This is a genomic window from Nonomuraea sp. NPDC004186 (assembly GCF_053603495.1).
Window position 1 is genome coordinate 45362 of sequence record NZ_JBSGFQ010000036.1, and the last position, 15905, is coordinate 61266.

The 15905-nt window shown below is 72.2% G+C and carries 14 protein-coding genes; 11 read left to right on the forward strand and 3 right to left on the reverse strand.

Annotation, left to right across the window (positions count from 1 at the left end; translation table 11 throughout):
• Positions 1-41 precede the first annotated feature (41 nt).
• Both ACWEPL_RS27675 and ACWEPL_RS27680 read right to left on the reverse strand, forming a co-directional pair.
• Complete coding sequence (locus ACWEPL_RS27675) at positions 42-1670, reverse strand: hypothetical protein (RefSeq protein WP_350731135.1); 1629 nt, start codon at positions 1668-1670, stop codon at positions 42-44.
• Positions 1646-2482 (reverse strand): hypothetical protein, encoded by an 837-nt coding sequence (locus ACWEPL_RS27680; RefSeq protein WP_363962261.1) that lies wholly within the window; start codon positions 2480-2482, stop codon positions 1646-1648. The genes ACWEPL_RS27675 and ACWEPL_RS27680 overlap by 25 nt, the downstream gene beginning before the upstream one ends.
• 162 nt (positions 2483-2644) lie before the next feature.
• Here ACWEPL_RS27680 and ACWEPL_RS27685 point away from each other — a divergent pair, with 162 nt between their 5' ends.
• The 10 genes from ACWEPL_RS27685 to ACWEPL_RS27730 all read left to right on the forward strand — a co-directional run bounded on the left by ACWEPL_RS27685 (position 2645) and on the right by ACWEPL_RS27730 (position 13885).
• On the forward strand, positions 2645-2893 hold the full coding sequence (locus tag ACWEPL_RS27685) for an acyl carrier protein (RefSeq protein ID WP_350731131.1): 249 nt from the start codon (positions 2645-2647) through the stop codon (positions 2891-2893).
• Positions 2868-3626: an SDR family NAD(P)-dependent oxidoreductase gene (locus ACWEPL_RS27690; RefSeq protein ID WP_363962260.1), complete on the forward strand. Its 759-nt coding sequence runs from the start codon at positions 2868-2870 to the stop codon at positions 3624-3626. Before ACWEPL_RS27685 ends, ACWEPL_RS27690 begins: the two co-directional genes overlap by 26 nt.
• Entirely contained in the window at positions 3626-4933 is a 1308-nt protein-coding gene (locus tag ACWEPL_RS27695; protein ID WP_350731127.1) for an AMP-binding protein, read from the forward strand. Before ACWEPL_RS27690 ends, ACWEPL_RS27695 begins: the two co-directional genes overlap by 1 nt.
• An 82-nt stretch (positions 4934-5015) precedes the next feature.
• Positions 5016-6041 carry a LuxE/PaaK family acyltransferase gene (locus tag ACWEPL_RS27700; protein WP_363962258.1) on the forward strand — a complete coding sequence of 342 codons (1026 nt, stop codon included), beginning with the start codon at positions 5016-5018 and terminating at the stop codon, positions 6039-6041.
• A complete protein-coding gene (locus tag ACWEPL_RS27705) occupies positions 6041-7261 on the forward strand; it encodes an acyl-CoA reductase (RefSeq protein ID WP_397371306.1) in 1221 nt (406 codons plus the stop codon). The genes ACWEPL_RS27700 and ACWEPL_RS27705 overlap by 1 nt, the downstream gene beginning before the upstream one ends.
• The gene (locus ACWEPL_RS27710; RefSeq protein ID WP_452437860.1) at positions 7258-9384 is read left to right on the forward strand and encodes a hypothetical protein; all 2127 of its coding nucleotides are present in this window, start codon (positions 7258-7260) and stop codon (positions 9382-9384) included. Before ACWEPL_RS27705 ends, ACWEPL_RS27710 begins: the two co-directional genes overlap by 4 nt.
• A 110-nt stretch (positions 9385-9494) precedes the next feature.
• A complete protein-coding gene (locus ACWEPL_RS27715; RefSeq protein ID WP_363962255.1) occupies positions 9495-10706 on the forward strand; it encodes a glycosyltransferase in 1212 nt (403 codons plus the stop codon).
• Positions 10707-10709: 3 nt separating this feature from the next.
• On the forward strand, positions 10710-11408 hold the full coding sequence (locus ACWEPL_RS27720) for a class I SAM-dependent methyltransferase (protein ID WP_363962254.1): 699 nt from the start codon (positions 10710-10712) through the stop codon (positions 11406-11408).
• Positions 11409-11473: 65 nt separating this feature from the next.
• Complete coding sequence (locus tag ACWEPL_RS27725) at positions 11474-12145, forward strand: polysaccharide deacetylase family protein (protein WP_363962253.1); 672 nt, start codon at positions 11474-11476, stop codon at positions 12143-12145.
• 6 nt (positions 12146-12151) lie between these two features.
• Positions 12152-13885, forward strand: coding sequence for a hypothetical protein (locus ACWEPL_RS27730; RefSeq protein ID WP_452437861.1), 1734 nt, complete (start codon positions 12152-12154; stop codon positions 13883-13885).
• 15 nt (positions 13886-13900) lie between these two features.
• On the opposite strand, the gene ACWEPL_RS27735 is transcribed toward ACWEPL_RS27730, so the two are convergent.
• A complete protein-coding gene (locus ACWEPL_RS27735) occupies positions 13901-14371 on the reverse strand; it encodes a winged helix-turn-helix transcriptional regulator (protein ID WP_452437862.1) in 471 nt (156 codons plus the stop codon).
• Between the two features lie 81 nt (positions 14372-14452).
• On the opposite strand from ACWEPL_RS27735, the gene ACWEPL_RS27740 reads away from it, so the two are divergent.
• Complete coding sequence (locus ACWEPL_RS27740; protein ID WP_452437863.1) at positions 14453-15856, forward strand: MFS transporter; 1404 nt, start codon at positions 14453-14455, stop codon at positions 15854-15856.
• Positions 15857-15905 lie beyond the last annotated feature (49 nt).

Here is a 15905-nt window from a genome sequence, read left to right on the forward strand (position 1 = left end):
TGTCCTTCGTCCTTCCGCCCTGCGTCTGCGTCCTTGCCGTATCAGCCGGACAGGAGGCGGATGACCTTGCGGGCGACCTTGCCGGGGCGCGCCAGGCGGCGGGAGAGGCGATATCCGAGCGTCCTGCGGAAGGCGCTGGCCTTGCGCTGGGTCCTGCGTAGCTTGGCCTTCGCCCTGACCAGCTCGCGTTCGCGGTAGGAGAGCTTGGTCTCCAGGCGCGAGATCCTGGCCAGCGCCGCGGTGAGCTGGTCGGCCAGGCGGTCCCGGGCGCCCAGCAGATCCCGGTACGTGGGCGCGTGCTCCGCCACCTCGGCGGGGCAGCCCAGCTCCACGTCCAGCTTGCGGGCACGGTCGAGGTCGCCCTGGTCGCAGGGACGGTCGGCCATGCCGCACAGGGTCAGCGCGAGCTGGTCGGCCTCCAGCGGCCACGGCCACGGGTGGTGGTGACCGGCCGCCAGCAGCCTGACCGCGAACCGCCACAGGATCCGGCACAGGACGACTTTCGGGCCGGGCGGAGTGGACGGCTCGGCGGCTGGGCTGATGGCCGCGAACCGCTCGCCGTCGTACACCAGGCTGTCGGTCGCGGCCGTCACGTCGCCGCCCGCCTCCAGCCATTCGGCCAGCCGCGCCAGCAGCTCGCGCACGGTCCTGACGTCCTCGCGGGCGCACGCCTCGACGAGGATCTCCTCGACGACCCGGCCGGCCGGGATCGGCAGCTCCTCGCCGTCCGGCAGCCGCCTGGCGCCGCCGGCGGTGAGCTCGTACAGGGCGGAGCCCTCCTCGACCAGCCCCAGCGGCAGCTCCACGTGGTCGTCATCGTCTGAAGCGGCGGTGGCCACGGCCAGCCAGAGCGGCGCGAGCTCCTCGCCCAGGCCGTGCCGGAAGACCAGGCGGGTCAGCCGGAGCGGGTCGGCCACCAGCATGCGGTCGCCGCCACGCGCGCTCAGCGGGAACGTGAGGGCGTCCGGCAGGTCGGCGGCCAGCGCCTCGCGGGACAGCAGGGCCCGGGGCGCCTGCCTGCCCGGATACGCCGCGTAGCACCGCCGCACGCGCAGCCCCGCCGACTCCAGCCCGCGGTCGAGCGCCTCGGGCCCGCTGGGGTAACTCGGGTCGAAGCCGTGCGGCGCCCACTGGTCGTCGGCGCCCTCCCGGTCCGCGGGCCTGGCCTCCAGGAACCGATCGACGCCCAGGTCGTTGCGTACGCCGAGCACCAGCCGCCCCCCGGGCGCGACCAGCTCGGCCAGCGCCGCCAGCGACTCGCTCCACGCCGCCGCCGAAGCCTCCGCGGAGTGCGTGCGCAGCAGCCCGTCGAGGGCCAGCACCAGGTCGTACGGCTGCTCCGCGGCGAACACCTCCAGCCGCCCGCAGAACACCGCCAGCCCCGGGTGCCGTTCGCCCAGGGCACAGGCGTCAGGGTAGGAGCGCAGCAGCACGGCCGCCGACGGGGCCCGCGCGACCACGTCGTCCACCAGCACCTGCGGATGCGGGCCGACCAGCAGCACCCTGCCGCTGTCGGGGACGAGCCGGCCGACCAGCTCCAGTGCCGTGCCCCGCCAGTCCGTTATGCCGCCCATGTTGGACATGTCGGACCACAGCAGCATCTCCCCGCCGATCAACCGAACGTTCTCGGGCGCCTCCCCCGTGATCACGTGCGCGCCCCCCGTTTCCATCCGAACATTCGCCGTAGCTCCTCCGGTGTCGCCTGATACTCGAATCCCAGCTCGCGCCGCGCCACCTCCGACGCCAGCTCGGTGTCGACGCGCGTGCCGTGCAGCTCCGGCCAGAGCCGCATGCGGCGCGCCGTCCCCCCGTACTCGGGACGCTCGTCCTCGAACTGCATCGGATCCCCGTACACCGCCACCTCGCATCCCACCGAGGCGCCGTAGAACAGCGCGCTGCCGAGCCGGTTGGAGGCCACCCTGCGGTGGCGTCGCAACTGGACCAGCTGCTTGCGCAGGAAGTCGCGTCCCTTTCCCTCCCACCGGGAGCCGCGCTCGCCATGGCAGGTGACCCGGAATCCCCTCGATTCGTACGCTCGCCGAATGTCCGGATTCGCGAATTCCAGCCAATAAAGGCAGACCGTGACCGGACCGGTCTCGACATTTCGGATTTCGTCGGCCAACCGGGCATGGTCACCACTGACGGAATGCTTTTCCCAGCCATGAAAGGGATACCAGATCGTACCCTTGCGTTCGGGGACCACGCCCAGCTCAGGCTCCAGATGAAGGAGGTATATCCATGGCGCGCCGATGAGGTAGTGCCCCCTGCGGCCCATCGACCAGCCTCGGCGACGTAGCACGTCAGACCAGATGAAACGGGGATATCCAGGGCTGCACCAGTGGTCGTTGGGCGGAAATCCGTGGAGATAGTTCCATCCGTGCTGAAGGAAGCCCTGGATGCGTTTCGGCGTCTCATCCGGCAGGCCGCAGTATCGGCCGATTATGCGAGAGTGCCCGTACCAGTGATTGGATTCGTCCATCATTCCCCCCGTACGGTGGACCGTGTCCCGTCCGACATTCCCAGCCCTCAACGGGTGCCACGCCTCGTTATACGGTTCCATTACCCGAGAGGGGGTCTTGGTTTTCTCCTGGCGCGCAATTCCCGCTACACTACGTCGTGGCTTGAGGACAGAGAGTGAGTGATCATGAGTCATCTCGACCGCCTGCGGGCCGTCTTCCGCAGCGCGCTCAACCTTCCGGCCGACACCTACGTCGACGGGCTCGAATACCGCGCCATCCCCCAGTGGGACTCGCTGGCCCACATGGCGTTGATCGCCGCGATGGAGGACGAGTTCTCCGTCATGATCGACACCGACGAGATGATCGACATGAGCTCGTTCGCCAAGGCGGCCGGGCTGCTGGAGAAGCATGGCGTCGGCGCCGCCGCCGGCTGAGCCCAGGGTCGTCCTGGTCACCGGCTCGACGGCGGGCATCGGCCGGGCCGTGGCGGTCACGCTGGCCGGGGCGGGCCACGACGTGGTGCTCCACGGCCGCGGCGAGGAGCGCGCCGCGAAGGCCGCCGCCGAGGTCGCGGAGGAGACCGGCGGGGTGACCGACTCGGTCGCCTGCGACGTCGGCGACCCCGCCGCCGTCTCGGCCGTGATGCGGCAGATCTACCAGCGCCACGGCCGCCTCGACGCCCTCGTGATCAATGCCGGCATCCACGCGGCCGGCCCGCTCGGCATGGCCCACCACGACACGGTCCAGCGGCTCTTCCAGGTCAACGCGGTCGGCGCGACGTACACGCTGCAGTCCGCGCTCAGGCTGCTGCGGCGGGGCAGCTCCCCCGCGGTGGTCCTGGTCGCCTCGGTGATGGGCCGCATGGGCGGCGCGGGCCAGGCGGTCTACTCCGCCACCAAGGCGTCCGTGATCGGCCTCACCAAGGCCGCCGCCAAGGAGCTGGGGCCCGCCGGGATCCGGATCAACGCCGTGGCCCCGGGCTACATCCAGACCGACATGCTCGCCACGCTCGACAAGGAGAGCCGGGTGGCCACGGTCGCCGCGACCCCGCTCGGGCGGCTCGGCACGCCCGCCGACGTCGCCCGCGTGACCGCGTTCCTGCTCTCGCCCGACGCGGGTTTCGTCACCGGCCAGATCATCGGCGTCGACGGCGGGCTGGTGCTGTGATGTTCCCGCACCCACAGGCCCGGCTCGTCGTCGCGGGAGAGGCGGCGGGCCTCGGCGGCGACGAGCTGGCCGGCCACGTCGCGCGCACCGCGGAGGCCCTGACCCGGCTGCGGCCCGGGCCGCTGTTCTGCGGCATGCGCAACAACCTCACGTCCGTCCTGCGCTACCTCGCCGCCTGGCGGTCGGGCCGGCCGATCGCGCTGCTCGACCCCGACCTGGCTCCCGGAGCGCTGGCCGAGCTGGTGGGCCGGTTCAGGCCGGCGGCGCTGCTCGGGTTCACGCACGCGGCCGACGGCTCGCCGCCGCCGCGCCGCGACGTGCCCGAGCCGCACCCCGACCTCGCCGTGCTCCTCGCCACCTCGGGCTCGACCGGCAACCCCAAGCTCGTACGCCTGTCGCGCCAGGCCGTGCTGGCCAACGCCACCGCCATCGCCACGGCCCTGGCCATCGTCCCCGACGAGATCGCGCCCACCAGCCTGCCGCTCCACTACAGCTACGGGCTGTCCGTGCTCAACAGCCACCTGATCGTCGGGGCGACGGTGATGCTGACGGAGGCGGGGCTGCTGGAGCGGTCGTTCTGGACCCATCTGGACGCCCACCGGTGCACGTCGCTGGCCGCCGTCCCCTACCAGTACGAGATGCTGCGGAGGCTGCGTTACGACCGCTCCGAGCACCCCGCGCTCGCCACGCTCACGCAGGCCGGCGGGCGGCTCGGCCAGGACCTGGTCCAGGAGTTCGCGGGCCAGGCCGACCGGTTCTTCGTGATGTACGGGCAGACGGAGGCCACGGCCCGGATCGCCGTCCTGCCTCCCGACCGGCTGGCCGACAAACCCGGTTCCGCCGGGCCGGCCATCCCCGGCGGGCGGCTGACCGTCGACGAGGGCGAGGTCGTCTACCACGGGCCCAACGTCATGATGGGCTACGCCGAGACGGCCGCCGACCTGGCCAGGGGCGACGACCTGGGCGGGGTGCTGCGCACCGGCGACCTGGGCCGGCTCGACTCCGAGGGCTTCCTCTACCTCACCGGGCGGCTGAAACGCATCGCCAAGATCTTCGGCGTGCGGGTCAACCTCGACGACGTCGAACGCCTGCTGCGCGGCTCCGTCCCGGTGGCTGCGACCAGCGGCGACGACCGCGTGACGGTGTGGGCCGAGGGCCTCGACGCGGCCGGCCGCGCGGGCCTGGCCCGCAAGCTGGGCGCCGAGCTACGGGTCCATTGGAGCGGGTTCGACGTGCGCGCCGTCGACAGCCTCCCGCTCCTGGCCACCGGCAAGATCGACTACCGAGCCCTGGAGTCCCGCACATGACGGCCCCGCCACGCTCCGCGGGCGGTCGCCCGGCGCGGCGCGCCGGGCTCTCGGGCGTCCCCGATCGGGCGGAGGGTGGCGGATGAGCGTTTTCAGTCTGGCGGAGCCCCAGCGGGAGGCGGCGCTGGTGAGCGAGCTCGCGGCGCTGACCGAGCGGCATCGGCGGGCGTGCGCCCCCTACCGGCGGGTGCTCGACGCCATTCAGGCCGGCCCCCCGTACGAGCGGCTCGCGGACCTGCCCTGGCTGCCGGTGCGGCTGTTCAAGACGCACGAGCTGCGCAGCGTGCCCGAGGACCAGGTGTTCAGGGTGCTGACCTCCAGCGGGACCACCGGGCAGCGGCCGAGCCGGGTCTACCTCGACCGCGAGGCCGCCGCAACGCAGCCGCGGATGCTGGCGGCCACGCTCAGGGAGGTGCTGGGCGGGCGGCGGCTGCCGATGCTGGTCGTGGACAGCCGCTCGGTCGTCCGCGACCCCACGCTGAGCGCCCGCGGGGCCGGGGTGCTCGGGATGATGAACTTCGGCAGGGACCACACCTTCGTGCTCGACGAGCGGGGCCGGGTGGACGCCGAGGCGGTCAAGGGGTTCCTGGCCCGCTACGGCGGCGAGCGGTTCCTGATCTTCGGGTTCACGTTCATGGTCTGGCTCCACCTGCGCGACCTCGGGGCGGACCTGTCACAGGGGGTGCTGGTCCACTCCGGCGGGTGGAAGCGGCTGGCCGAGCAGGCGGTCGACAACGCCGAGTTCCGGAGGCGGCTGGCGGCCGAGTGCGGGCTGACCCGGGTGCACAACTTCTACGGGATGGTCGAGCAGATCGGGACCGTCTTCCTGGAGGGGCCCGACGGCGACGGGCTCTACTGCCCCGACTTCGCCGATGTCGTGGTCCGCGACCCGGAGACCTGGCAGGAGGTCCCCGTCGGCGAGCCGGGGCTGATCGAGGTCGTCAGCACGCTGCCCACGTCCTACCCGGGCCATGTCCTGCTGACCGAGGACCTGGGCGTGGTGCACGGCGTCGACGACGGGTGCTGGCCGGGCAAGCGGTTCGAGGTGCTGGGCAGGCTGCCCAGGGCCGAGGCGCGCGGCTGCAGCGACACCATGGGGCGGGGCTGATGCTGGACGACCCGAAGCTCGACGTGCGTTTTCCCGCCGCCGCTCCGGTGTCCGCCGAGGACCTGCTGGGTGAGCTGCGCGGCGGGCTCGACGTGGGCGACGAGCGGGTGCGCGAGTTCCTCTCGGGCTTCGGCAAGCGGCTGCTGCGGCCCGCGCTGGCGCGGCGCCATCCCGAGCTGGGCTCGCTCGGCTTCTTCCTGCGCCCCAGCGAGCTGGCCCGCACCGTCGACGGCCTCGCCAACGAGCACGTACGCGTCCCGCGCGGCATGGTCTTCCACATCCCGCCCGCCAACGTCGACACCGTCTTCGTCTACTCCTGGGCCCTGTCGGCCCTGATGGGAAACCGCAACATCGTGCGCCTCTCGCCGCGCTCCGGCGCGGTCGCCGAGGTCATCCTGGAGACGCTGCACGACGCGCTGGCCGACGCCGACCCCGTCATAGCGGCGACCCAGCGCATCGTCTCCTACGGCCGCAGCGACTCCGTCACCGCCGCGCTCTCCGCCGCCTGCGACCTGCGGGTGGTGTGGGGCGGCGACCGCACCGTACAGGAGATGCGGCGGCACTCACTCGCCCCGCACGCCCGCGACCTGGTCTTCCCCGACCGCTCCTCGTTCGCCGTCGTGGGGGCGGCGGCCTGGCTGTGCGCGCCCAGGGCCGCGCGGGTCACCGTGGCCGAAGGCTTCGTCAACGACACCTACTGGTTCGACCAGGCCGCCTGCTCCTCGCCCAGGACGGTGTTCTGGGTGGGCGCGGAGGGCGACTGCGACACGGCGCGGGCCGACTTCTGCGAGCACGTGTCGCGCGTGGTCACGGTCCGGGGGTGGGGAGTCGACGCCGCGATGGCCGTGGAGAAACGGGTCTCCACCTACGGCCTGGCCGCCGACGGGCTGGCAGAGAGCATCGAGTTCCGGGGCAACGCGCTGGCCAACGTCACGCTGTCGGCCGCCGCCGCCGCGCCCAGGCAGTGGCTGGGCGCCGGCACGTTCGCGCACGCCAGGCTCGGGTCGCTGGCCGAGCTGGGCTCGCTGGTCGAGCGGCGGGACCAGACGATGACGCACTTCGGGTTCGCCAGGGCCGAGCTGGAGCGGCTGGCCAGGGAGCTGGGCGGGCGCGGCGTCGATCGCATGGTGCCGATCGGGAGCGCGCTGAGCTTCCATCGGGTGTGGGACGGGTTCGATCTCCCGGCCGAGTTCACGCGACTGGTGACCGTGATCAGATGACGTCCGCGCCCCCCACGGCCTGGCTCGCCCGGTGGCCGGCGTCGTCCGGGCGGTGGCTCGGGTGGGTGCCCGCGGGAGTCGTGTGCGCCGGTGCGGTGGTGGTGTTCCTGTGCTGCGGGGTCTCCGCCCGCGACCTGGCCGTTTTCGCGGCCTACCTCGGCGCCGGGGTGGCGCTGCCCGGGACGCTGCTGTGGCGGGCGCTGACCGGCGGCGGGAGGTCGACGGCCGAGGACGTCGCGGCCGGGCTGGCGATGGGGTACGCGGTCGAGGTCCTGGCCTATCTCCCGGCCAGGGCGGCCGGAGTGCCGCTGCTCGTGCTGGTGCCGTCCGCGGGGGTGCTCTGCGCGTTCGCCTGCGTGCCCCGGCTGCGGCGGCACTGGCGTGGCGGGGCCGCCAGAGAGCGCATGCCCGCGCGGTGCGCGTGGGCGCTGGCGGCGGTCGTCGCCTACCTGATCGCGTGGAGCACGCTCAACCTCTACCGCGTGCCGGTCTCCGCCGCGTACGTGGACCTGCCCTACCACCTGGCGCTGGTCGGCGAGGTCAAGCACCACGTGCCGCCCACGCTGCCGTCCGTGCTGGGCGAGCGGCTCTCCTACCACTGGTTCGTCTACGCCGAGCTGGCCGCCACGAGCTGGGTGACCGGGATCGAGCCGGTGACGCTGGTGTACCGGCTGGCCACGCTGCCGATGACGGCGGCCATGGTCGTGCTGGTGGCGGTGCTCGGGCGGCGGCTGGGCGGGAACTGGGGCGCCGGGGTCGCGGCGGCCGGGGTCGCGTACTTCCTGCTCGGGCCGGTCCTTCAGGAGGACGTGGTCTTCACGACGCGGCCGATGTTCACCGCCTGGGCCAGCCCGACGCAGACGTTCGGGGCGCTGCTGTTCGCGCCCGTGGTGCTGCTGCTGACCGGCGGGCGGCGGTGCTGGGCGGCGCTGGTCGTGCTGCTGCTGGCGCTGACCGGGGCGAAGGCCACGTTCCTGCCGTTGCTGCTCGCGGGGCTGCTGGTCGTGGTGGCCGTGCGGTGGGCGGTGGAGCGGCGGGTGCCGGGCGCGTGGCTCGGCGTGGCCGGGATCACGCTGGCGTGCCTGCTGGTCGCGCAGCTCGTGGTGTTCAGACAGGGGTCCCAGGGGACGACCATCGCGCCGTTCGCGACGATGCGGGGGCTCTGGGGGCTGGTGACGGGCGTGGCGGCGCCCGAGCTGGCCGCCGTACCGGTGACGCCGTTGCTGGTCCTGACCGTCGTGCACCTGTTCTGCCTGCTCTGCGTGTGGGGCGGGGTGGTGGCGCTGGGCCGGCGGGCGCTGGAGCCGTCCCTGTCGCTGCTGCTCGGCATGGGGGCGGCGGGGGTCGGCGCGGCGGTGCTGCTCGGGCATCCGTCGGACTCGCAGCTCTACTTCCTGGAGAGCGTCCGGCCCTACCTGTCGATCGCCGCGGTGTGCGGGGTGGCCGGGCGGCGGGTGCCGTGGGCCGTGGTCGCGGCTGGGGCGGGGGGCGCGCTGCTCGCCACGTGGATCGTGGTGCCCGGGGACGCGGCGGTGCGGGTGGTGGTGCCGTACCTCGTGCTCGGGGTGGTGGCGGCGGCGGTGCTGGTGTGGCGGCGCGGGGCCGTGCTGGCGGTGGTGGCGCTGCTGGCGGGGTACGCGGTGCCGGCCTCCGCGCGCGAGCTGGTCCTGCGGGTGGTGCCGGAGGGCCGCGAGGCGGAGATCCCCGCGGGGGCGCTGAGGGCGGGGCGGTGGTTGCGTGCGCACTCCTCGCCCGGCGACGTGGTGGCCACCGACCTGCACTGCCGCCCGGTCGAAGCGCCCGGGTGCGACAGCCGGCACTACTGGGTGTCGGGGTTCACCGAGCGGCGGGTGCTGGTCGAGGGGTGGGCGTACGCGGAGAGCACGCTGTCGCGGGCCAAGCTGTTCGTCTCGCCGTATCTCGAGGTGCCGTTCGCGGATCCCGTACGGCTGGCGGCGAACGACGCGGCCTTCCGGGCGCCCACGGCGGAGAACGTCCGGCGCCTCGCCGAGGTCTACGGCGTCAAGTGGCTCTTCACCGGGATGAACCCGGAATTGGGGAAATACGCGCGACTGCGCTTCCGCAATTCGTCCTTCTCCGTTTACCGGCTCACCGCCCGGTAAAAGTCTCTCCCCCTCACGGAATGCTGCGGAGAAACGGCCCGCGCCACGCTGGACGGCCCCAGGAGCATTTTCGTGGACGTACGGCCACCCGATCAGGATCAGGAACTCCCATGAAAACGCGTGCCGCGACGGAGCCGAGCCCCCGCGTTCTCGACACCACGGCCCGGCTGGCGAGCGTCGACATCGTCATCCCCGTGCTCAACGAGGAACGCGCCCTGCCGGGCTGCGTCCGCACGCTGGCCCGCTTCCTCGGCGACGGCTTCCCGCTGCCGTGGCGCATCACGATCGTCGACAACGGCAGCACCGACGCCACCTGGCCGGTCGCCAACGAGCTGGCCGGGCAGTTCGAGCGCGTGCACGTCCGCCGGCTCGACATCCGGGGCCGGGGCGCGGCGCTGCGCGCGGCCTGGCAGGACAGCCCCGCCGACATCGTGGCGTACATGGACGTCGATCTGTCCACCGGCCTCGGGGCCCTGTTCCCGCTGGTCGCCTCGGTGGCCGGCGGTCACTCCGAGATCGCCATCGGCACGCGGCTCGCGCGCGGCGCGCGCACCCGCCGCTCGCTGCGCCGCGAGGTGGTGTCGCGCGGCTACAACGCCCTGCTCAGGTACGGCTTCGGTGTCCGCTTCAGCGACGCGCAGTGCGGCTTCAAGGCGGCCAGGGCCGACGTGGTCAGGCCGCTGATGGCCAAGGTCGAGGACGACTCGTGGTTCTTCGACACCGAGTTGCTCCTGCTGGCCGAGCACAACGGCCTGCGCGTGCACGAGGTGCCGGTGGACTGGATCGAGGACACCGACTCGCGCGTGAAGATCGTCAGGACGGCGGTCGACGACCTGAAGGGGCTGGCCAGGGTCGCCTGGTCGATGTCGATGGGCCGGGCCCGCGTCGAGGTGGCGCGGTCCGAGCTGACGCCCACGCATCCGGACGCGGTGGTGGCGCGGCCCCGCGCGGTGACCCTGGCGAAATTCACCTCGTTCGCCGTGATAGGCATTGTTTCCGCAATTCTGTACGCGCTCATTTATCTGCCGCTGCGGGATATCTGGTCGCCGGCAATGACGAATTTCGCCGCGCTCGTCCTCGCCGGAGTCGTCGGCACCGAGGCGAACCGCCGCTGGACATTCCACCGGCGCACCGCCATGCACGTGCGGGCGGCGACGCTCTTCCTGGCCAACTACGCCCTCACCACCATGGCCGTGCTCGCGCTGCCCCGTGGCGCCGGACGGCTGGCGGAGGTCGGCGCGGTCGCCGGCACGTACTGCCTGCTCACCTTGATCCGCTTCACCGCCCTGGACCGCTGGGTCTTCTCCCGTACGAGGAACTGATCGATGGAAACCACTGAGATCCGCCGCTTGATCGCGCTCGAGGACCGCCACTGGTGGTACCGCGAGCGCCGGGCCATCCTGCGCAGGGAGTTGCGCGGGCTGGGCCGTCCCGGGCGGGCGCTGGACATCGGCGCCGCCGGCGGCGGGAACACCAGAGTGCTGGTCGAGGCGGGCTGGGAGGCGACCGCGACGGACTCGTGCGCGACGGCGGTCGAGGTGGCCAGGGAGCGCGGGCTCAAGGCGGTGCGCGCCGACGCGCGGGCGCTGCCGTTCGAGCCGGGGAGCCTGGATCTGGTGACCGCGTTCGACGTGCTGGAGCACGTTCGCGAGGACCACCTGGTCGTGGAGGAGATCGCCAGGGTGCTGGCGCCCGGCGGGCACGCGCTGATCGCGGTCCCGTGCGACATGGCGCTGTGGTCGGCCCACGACGACGCGGTCGGGCACGTGCGCCGCTACGCCCGCGAGTCGCTGACCGTCGTGGTGGAGCAGGCGGGGCTGAAGGTCGATCGCGTCTGGAGCTGGAACGTGCTGCTCCGTCCCCTCGTCGCCCGGCACCGGCGCCGGTCCAGGGGCAGCGACCTGCGGAAGATGCCGCTCCTGGTCAACGCGGGGCTGTCGGCGGTCGTGCGGGCCGAGCGGTACCTGCCGGTCAAGTCGCTCAAGGGCGTCACGCTGTTCCTGCGGGCCCGGCTCGGGAGATGAGCGTGTTCAGACCGAGACGTGGGGGTGTTCCACGGTGTGCGCGCATTGGCTTTAGGCTGTGATCCGTGGTGATTCATGCCCTGCTGGCGGCCGTGCTGGCCACGACCTCGCTGCCCGCCCAGGCGGCGACGGTCGACTGTGACCGGGTCAAGTGCCTGGCGCTGACGTTCGACGACGGTCCGGGCGAGGGCACCCCGACCCTGCTCAAGCTTCTCAAGCAGGAGGGGGTCAAGGCCACGTTCTTCCTGGTCGGCAAGCAGGTGGAGCGGCGGCCGCAGATCGCCAGGCAGACGCTGGCGCAGGGACACGCGATCGGCAACCACACCTGGTCGCACGCCTCCCTGCCGACACTGCTCGACGACCAGATCCTCGACGAGCTCAAGACCACGCAGGAAGCCATCCAGCAGGCCACGGGGCTGCGGCCGGCGATGTTCCGCCCGCCGTACGGGCACACCGACGACCGCGTGCTGGGCCTGGCCGACCAGGTGGAGCTCGCGCAGGTGCTCTGGACCGGCACGACGCTCGACTGGAAGCTGCGTGACGCCAAGAAGATCAAGGCCGCCGTGCTCAGGCTGGCCAAGCGCGACGGAGTGATTCTTATGCACGACACGGTCCCGGCGACCGTGAAGGCCATGCCGTCCATCCTCAAGGAGCTCAAGAAGCAGGGCTACCACCTCGTCACGGTGCCGACCCTGCTACGCGGCAAGAAACCCGAGCCCGGAGTGAGCTACCCCTGACGGGCCATGGGCACCGCGAAGCCAAGGCCGTGGGTCGCGATCCCGACCTTTCTGATCATTCAGGCCGTCCTCGCCTGCTGGTGGGCGGCCTTCTACCCCGGCCTGTTCAGCCGCGACTCGGTCCTCTACCTCAGCCACACCGTCGTCGGCCCCTGGGTGAGCGACCACTCGGTGCTCTACGACGCGCTGCTGTCGCTGAGCTTCACCAAGACGGGTGACCTGGGCGCGGTCACGTTCGCGCAGACCACCGCCATGGCGGCGGCGCTGACGTACCTGGCGCAGTCGCTCAAGGCGCTCGGCGCGCCACGCCTGCCGACCACGCTCGTGGCGATGCTCATGCCGCTGGCGCCCCCCGTGGGCGCGTTCTCGGTGACGCTGTGGAAGGACGTGCCGTTCACGATCTGCGCGATCGCCGTCGCGGGCGTGTGCGCCCGGATCGCGGCCAGACGTGCCGTCACCGTGCCCACGCTGGTCGGGCTCGGGCTGCTCTTCACGACATTGGGGCTCTTCCGGGCGAACGGCTTCCTCGTCGTGGGCGTCGCCGTCCTCGCGCTGCTGGTGATCGTCACGACCATGCGCGTACGGCTGCTGCTCGCCGGCACCCTCGCCGCGGCCCTGCCGCTCGTGCTCACGAACCTCGTCTTCCCGCAGTTCGGCATCATGGCCCCGTCCAAGACGTACGTGTACCACACGGCCTTCGGCGACATCGCGGTGGCGTACCGGGACCGTCCCGAGCTGTTCACCGAGCAGGACAAGACCTTGATGGCCACCGTGGCGCCGCTGACGCGGTGGTGGGACGGCGGCACCTGCTACACGATCAACCCGCTGATCTGGCGGCGGGACTTCAGCTGGCCGCAGGCCGACGCGCACGCCTCCGAGCTGCTCGGCCTGTGGAAACGGCTGCTGATCTCCGAACCCCGCATGATCATCGACACCCGGCTGTGCCGTGGGGCGATCGCGTGGCGGCCCGTGCAGGACGAGTTCGCCATCGGCGGGATGACGTACCGGTTCTCGCTGCGGCCCAACGCCGACACCTACGTCGGGCCGAACAAGGTGCCCGACTTCCCGGGGCGGTGGGTCTACTCGCTGCGGCCGCAGTCGTTGGAGCTGAACCAGGTGGCCGACCCGTGGCTGACCGGGGCGCTGGCGCCGCAGTACGACTGGGTGCTGTGGCGGGGGGCGTTGTGGGCGTACGTGTCGTATCTGGCGGTGGCTCTGGGGGCGCTGGCGCTGCGGAACCGGTACGTGCTGGGGGTGGCGGCCGTGGTGGCCGGGCAGCAGCTCACGGTGCTGGCCAACATCTCGGCGCAGGACTTCCGGTACATGGCCTCGCCCATCTTCGTGGGGGTGCTGCTGGTGCCGTTGCTGCTGGGAGCTGTGGGGCGGTTGGTGGTGGCTTCGGTACGGGGGGCCGGGCGCGCAGTACGCCGCAAGCCTGCCGAGCCCCGGCCCCCGTTGCCACAGCCCGGCGCCCCCGAGCCCGCCCCGGACGCGCCCTCAGGGAACGCCCCCGCGCCGGACACACCTCCGGCCGCCGCGCCGGATGCGCCGTCAGCGGACGAGGCCACGGCTCACGGGACTGCGGGTCACGGGCCCGAGCCGGGTGAGCGCACGGCTCGTGCGGCGTCGCTCTCCGAGCCCGTGACGCCAGATCCTCAGCCGAGCGAGCCGAATGGACCAGGAGCCCCGGGCGCGCCGGGCGGGACGGGGGCGCTTGGGCGGGAGGGCGATCGGGAGTAGGCCGGCGGGGCGGGCTCAGACGGTGGCGGGGAAGCGTCCCGGAGCGGGTACGAAGCCCGGCGTCTCCTCCGCGGTCTGGCGGGCGTCGTACCGCTCCCGGGAGGCGGCCACGCACGCGCTGTGCTTCCGCGACCAGTTGGTGAGCGTCAGCATGGCCTCGTACAGCTCCAGCGCCATCGGCGTGGCCTGGTACTCGACCTTGGGCGGCACCGTCGGATAGACCGTACGCTCCAGCAGCCCGTCGCGCTCCAGATTGCGCAGGGTGAGGGTGAGCATGCGGCGGCTGATGCCCTCGATCTCCCGCTCCAGCTCCGTGAACCTCCTCGGCCCGCGAGCGGTCACCACGACGATCTGGATGGCCCACTTCCCGGCGATCTTGTCCAGGATCTCGCGCGGCGGGATGGGGCAGAAGCCCTGCTCGATCATCGCCTGCGCGTCGTCCAACGTCCTGAGCTGCTCTGGTACAGCGGTGTTCCTCTGGGACATGAAAGTGCCTTCTTCCGGTTGACCTCGATGGTCACACATCATGGCCACTGTTACAAATCGTTCCCCTAGGAAGACTTGGTCATGAAGAACAAATGGGCCGCATTCTCACTACTGGCCACCACCCAGTTCGTACTGATCCTGGATTCTACGATCGTGGGCATCGCGATGCCGCACATGGGTCGTGAGCTGGGCATGAACGCCCAGGACCTGTCGTGGACGACGACGGCGTACTCGCTGGTGTTCGGCGGGTTGCTGCTGCTCGGCGGGCGGCTGTCCGACTACGTGGGCAGGCGCCGGATCTTCATCGCCGGGATGCTGCTGTTCGGCGCGGTGTCCCTGATCGGCGGCGTGGCCGCGTCCGGCGTGCTGCTGATCGCCGTACGGGCGGTGCAGGGGCTGGCCAGCGCGCTGGTGGCGCCCGCCGGGATGTCACTGGTGATGACGATCTTCAAGGGCGACCCGGCGCTCAACAAGGCGATGGGCCTGTGGGGCGCCGTCGGCGGCATGGGCGCCTCGGCCGGGCTGGTGCTCGGCGGGCTGCTCACCGACTTGTTCGGCTGGCGATCCGTGTTCCTGGTGAACGCGCCCATCGGGCTGGGCGTCGCCGCGCTGGCGCTCGTACTGCTGCCCGCCGCGCGCTCCGCCGAACGGACCCGCGGCTTCGACGTGGCCGGTGCCGTCACCTCGACCGCCGGGCTGGGCCTGCTCATCTACGCCCTGGTGGACGCGGCGGAGGCGGGCTGGACCTCCGCCAGGACGCTCGGCGTCGGCGCCGTCGCGATCGCCCTCATCGTCGCCTTCCTCGCCATCGAGCACCGCTCGGCCAACCCGCTCGTCCCCCTGAACGTCTTCCGCAGGCGCACGCTCCGCGCGGGCAACGTGATCATGTTCCTGGTGGCCATGGCGATGCAGCCGGTCGCCTTCCTGCTCAGCCTCTACACCCAGCTCGTGCTCGGCTACAGCGCTACCCTGTCGGGCCTGTCGACGCTGGCGATCCCCGCGACGATCGCGCTGACCGCCTCGTTCCTCGGCGGACGCGTGCTGACCAGGTACGGCCTGCGCACGACGACGGCCGCCGGCATGGCCTTCATCCTGGTGGGCGCGGCGCTCTACCTGCGGGTGGGGGTGCAGGTCGACTACCTGCTGGTCCTGCTTCCCGCCGAGCTGCTGGCCGGCTTCGGCTTCGGCCTCCTGGTCGGCGCGGTGACCGTCGCCGCCACCTCGGACGCCTCGCCGGAGGAGTCGGGGATGGTGTCGGGCCTGTTCAACGTGACGACGCAGGTGGGCATCTCGGTCGGCATCGCGGTGCTGGTGGCCATCGCGGCCGGGGTCACGGGCGGCTCCCCCGCGCCGGAGGCGCTGGTCTCGGGCTACCGGATGGCGTTCCTGGGCTCGACCTTGCTGGCCGCGGTCGGCCTGGCGGCGGCGCTCACGATGCTCCCCAGGCCCGCCAGGGACCGGGAGCCTGCGGCGGTGTCCGCCTGACCGCCCCGCCTCAGACAGGCCGGTTCCCACGCGGAACCGGCCTGTCTGT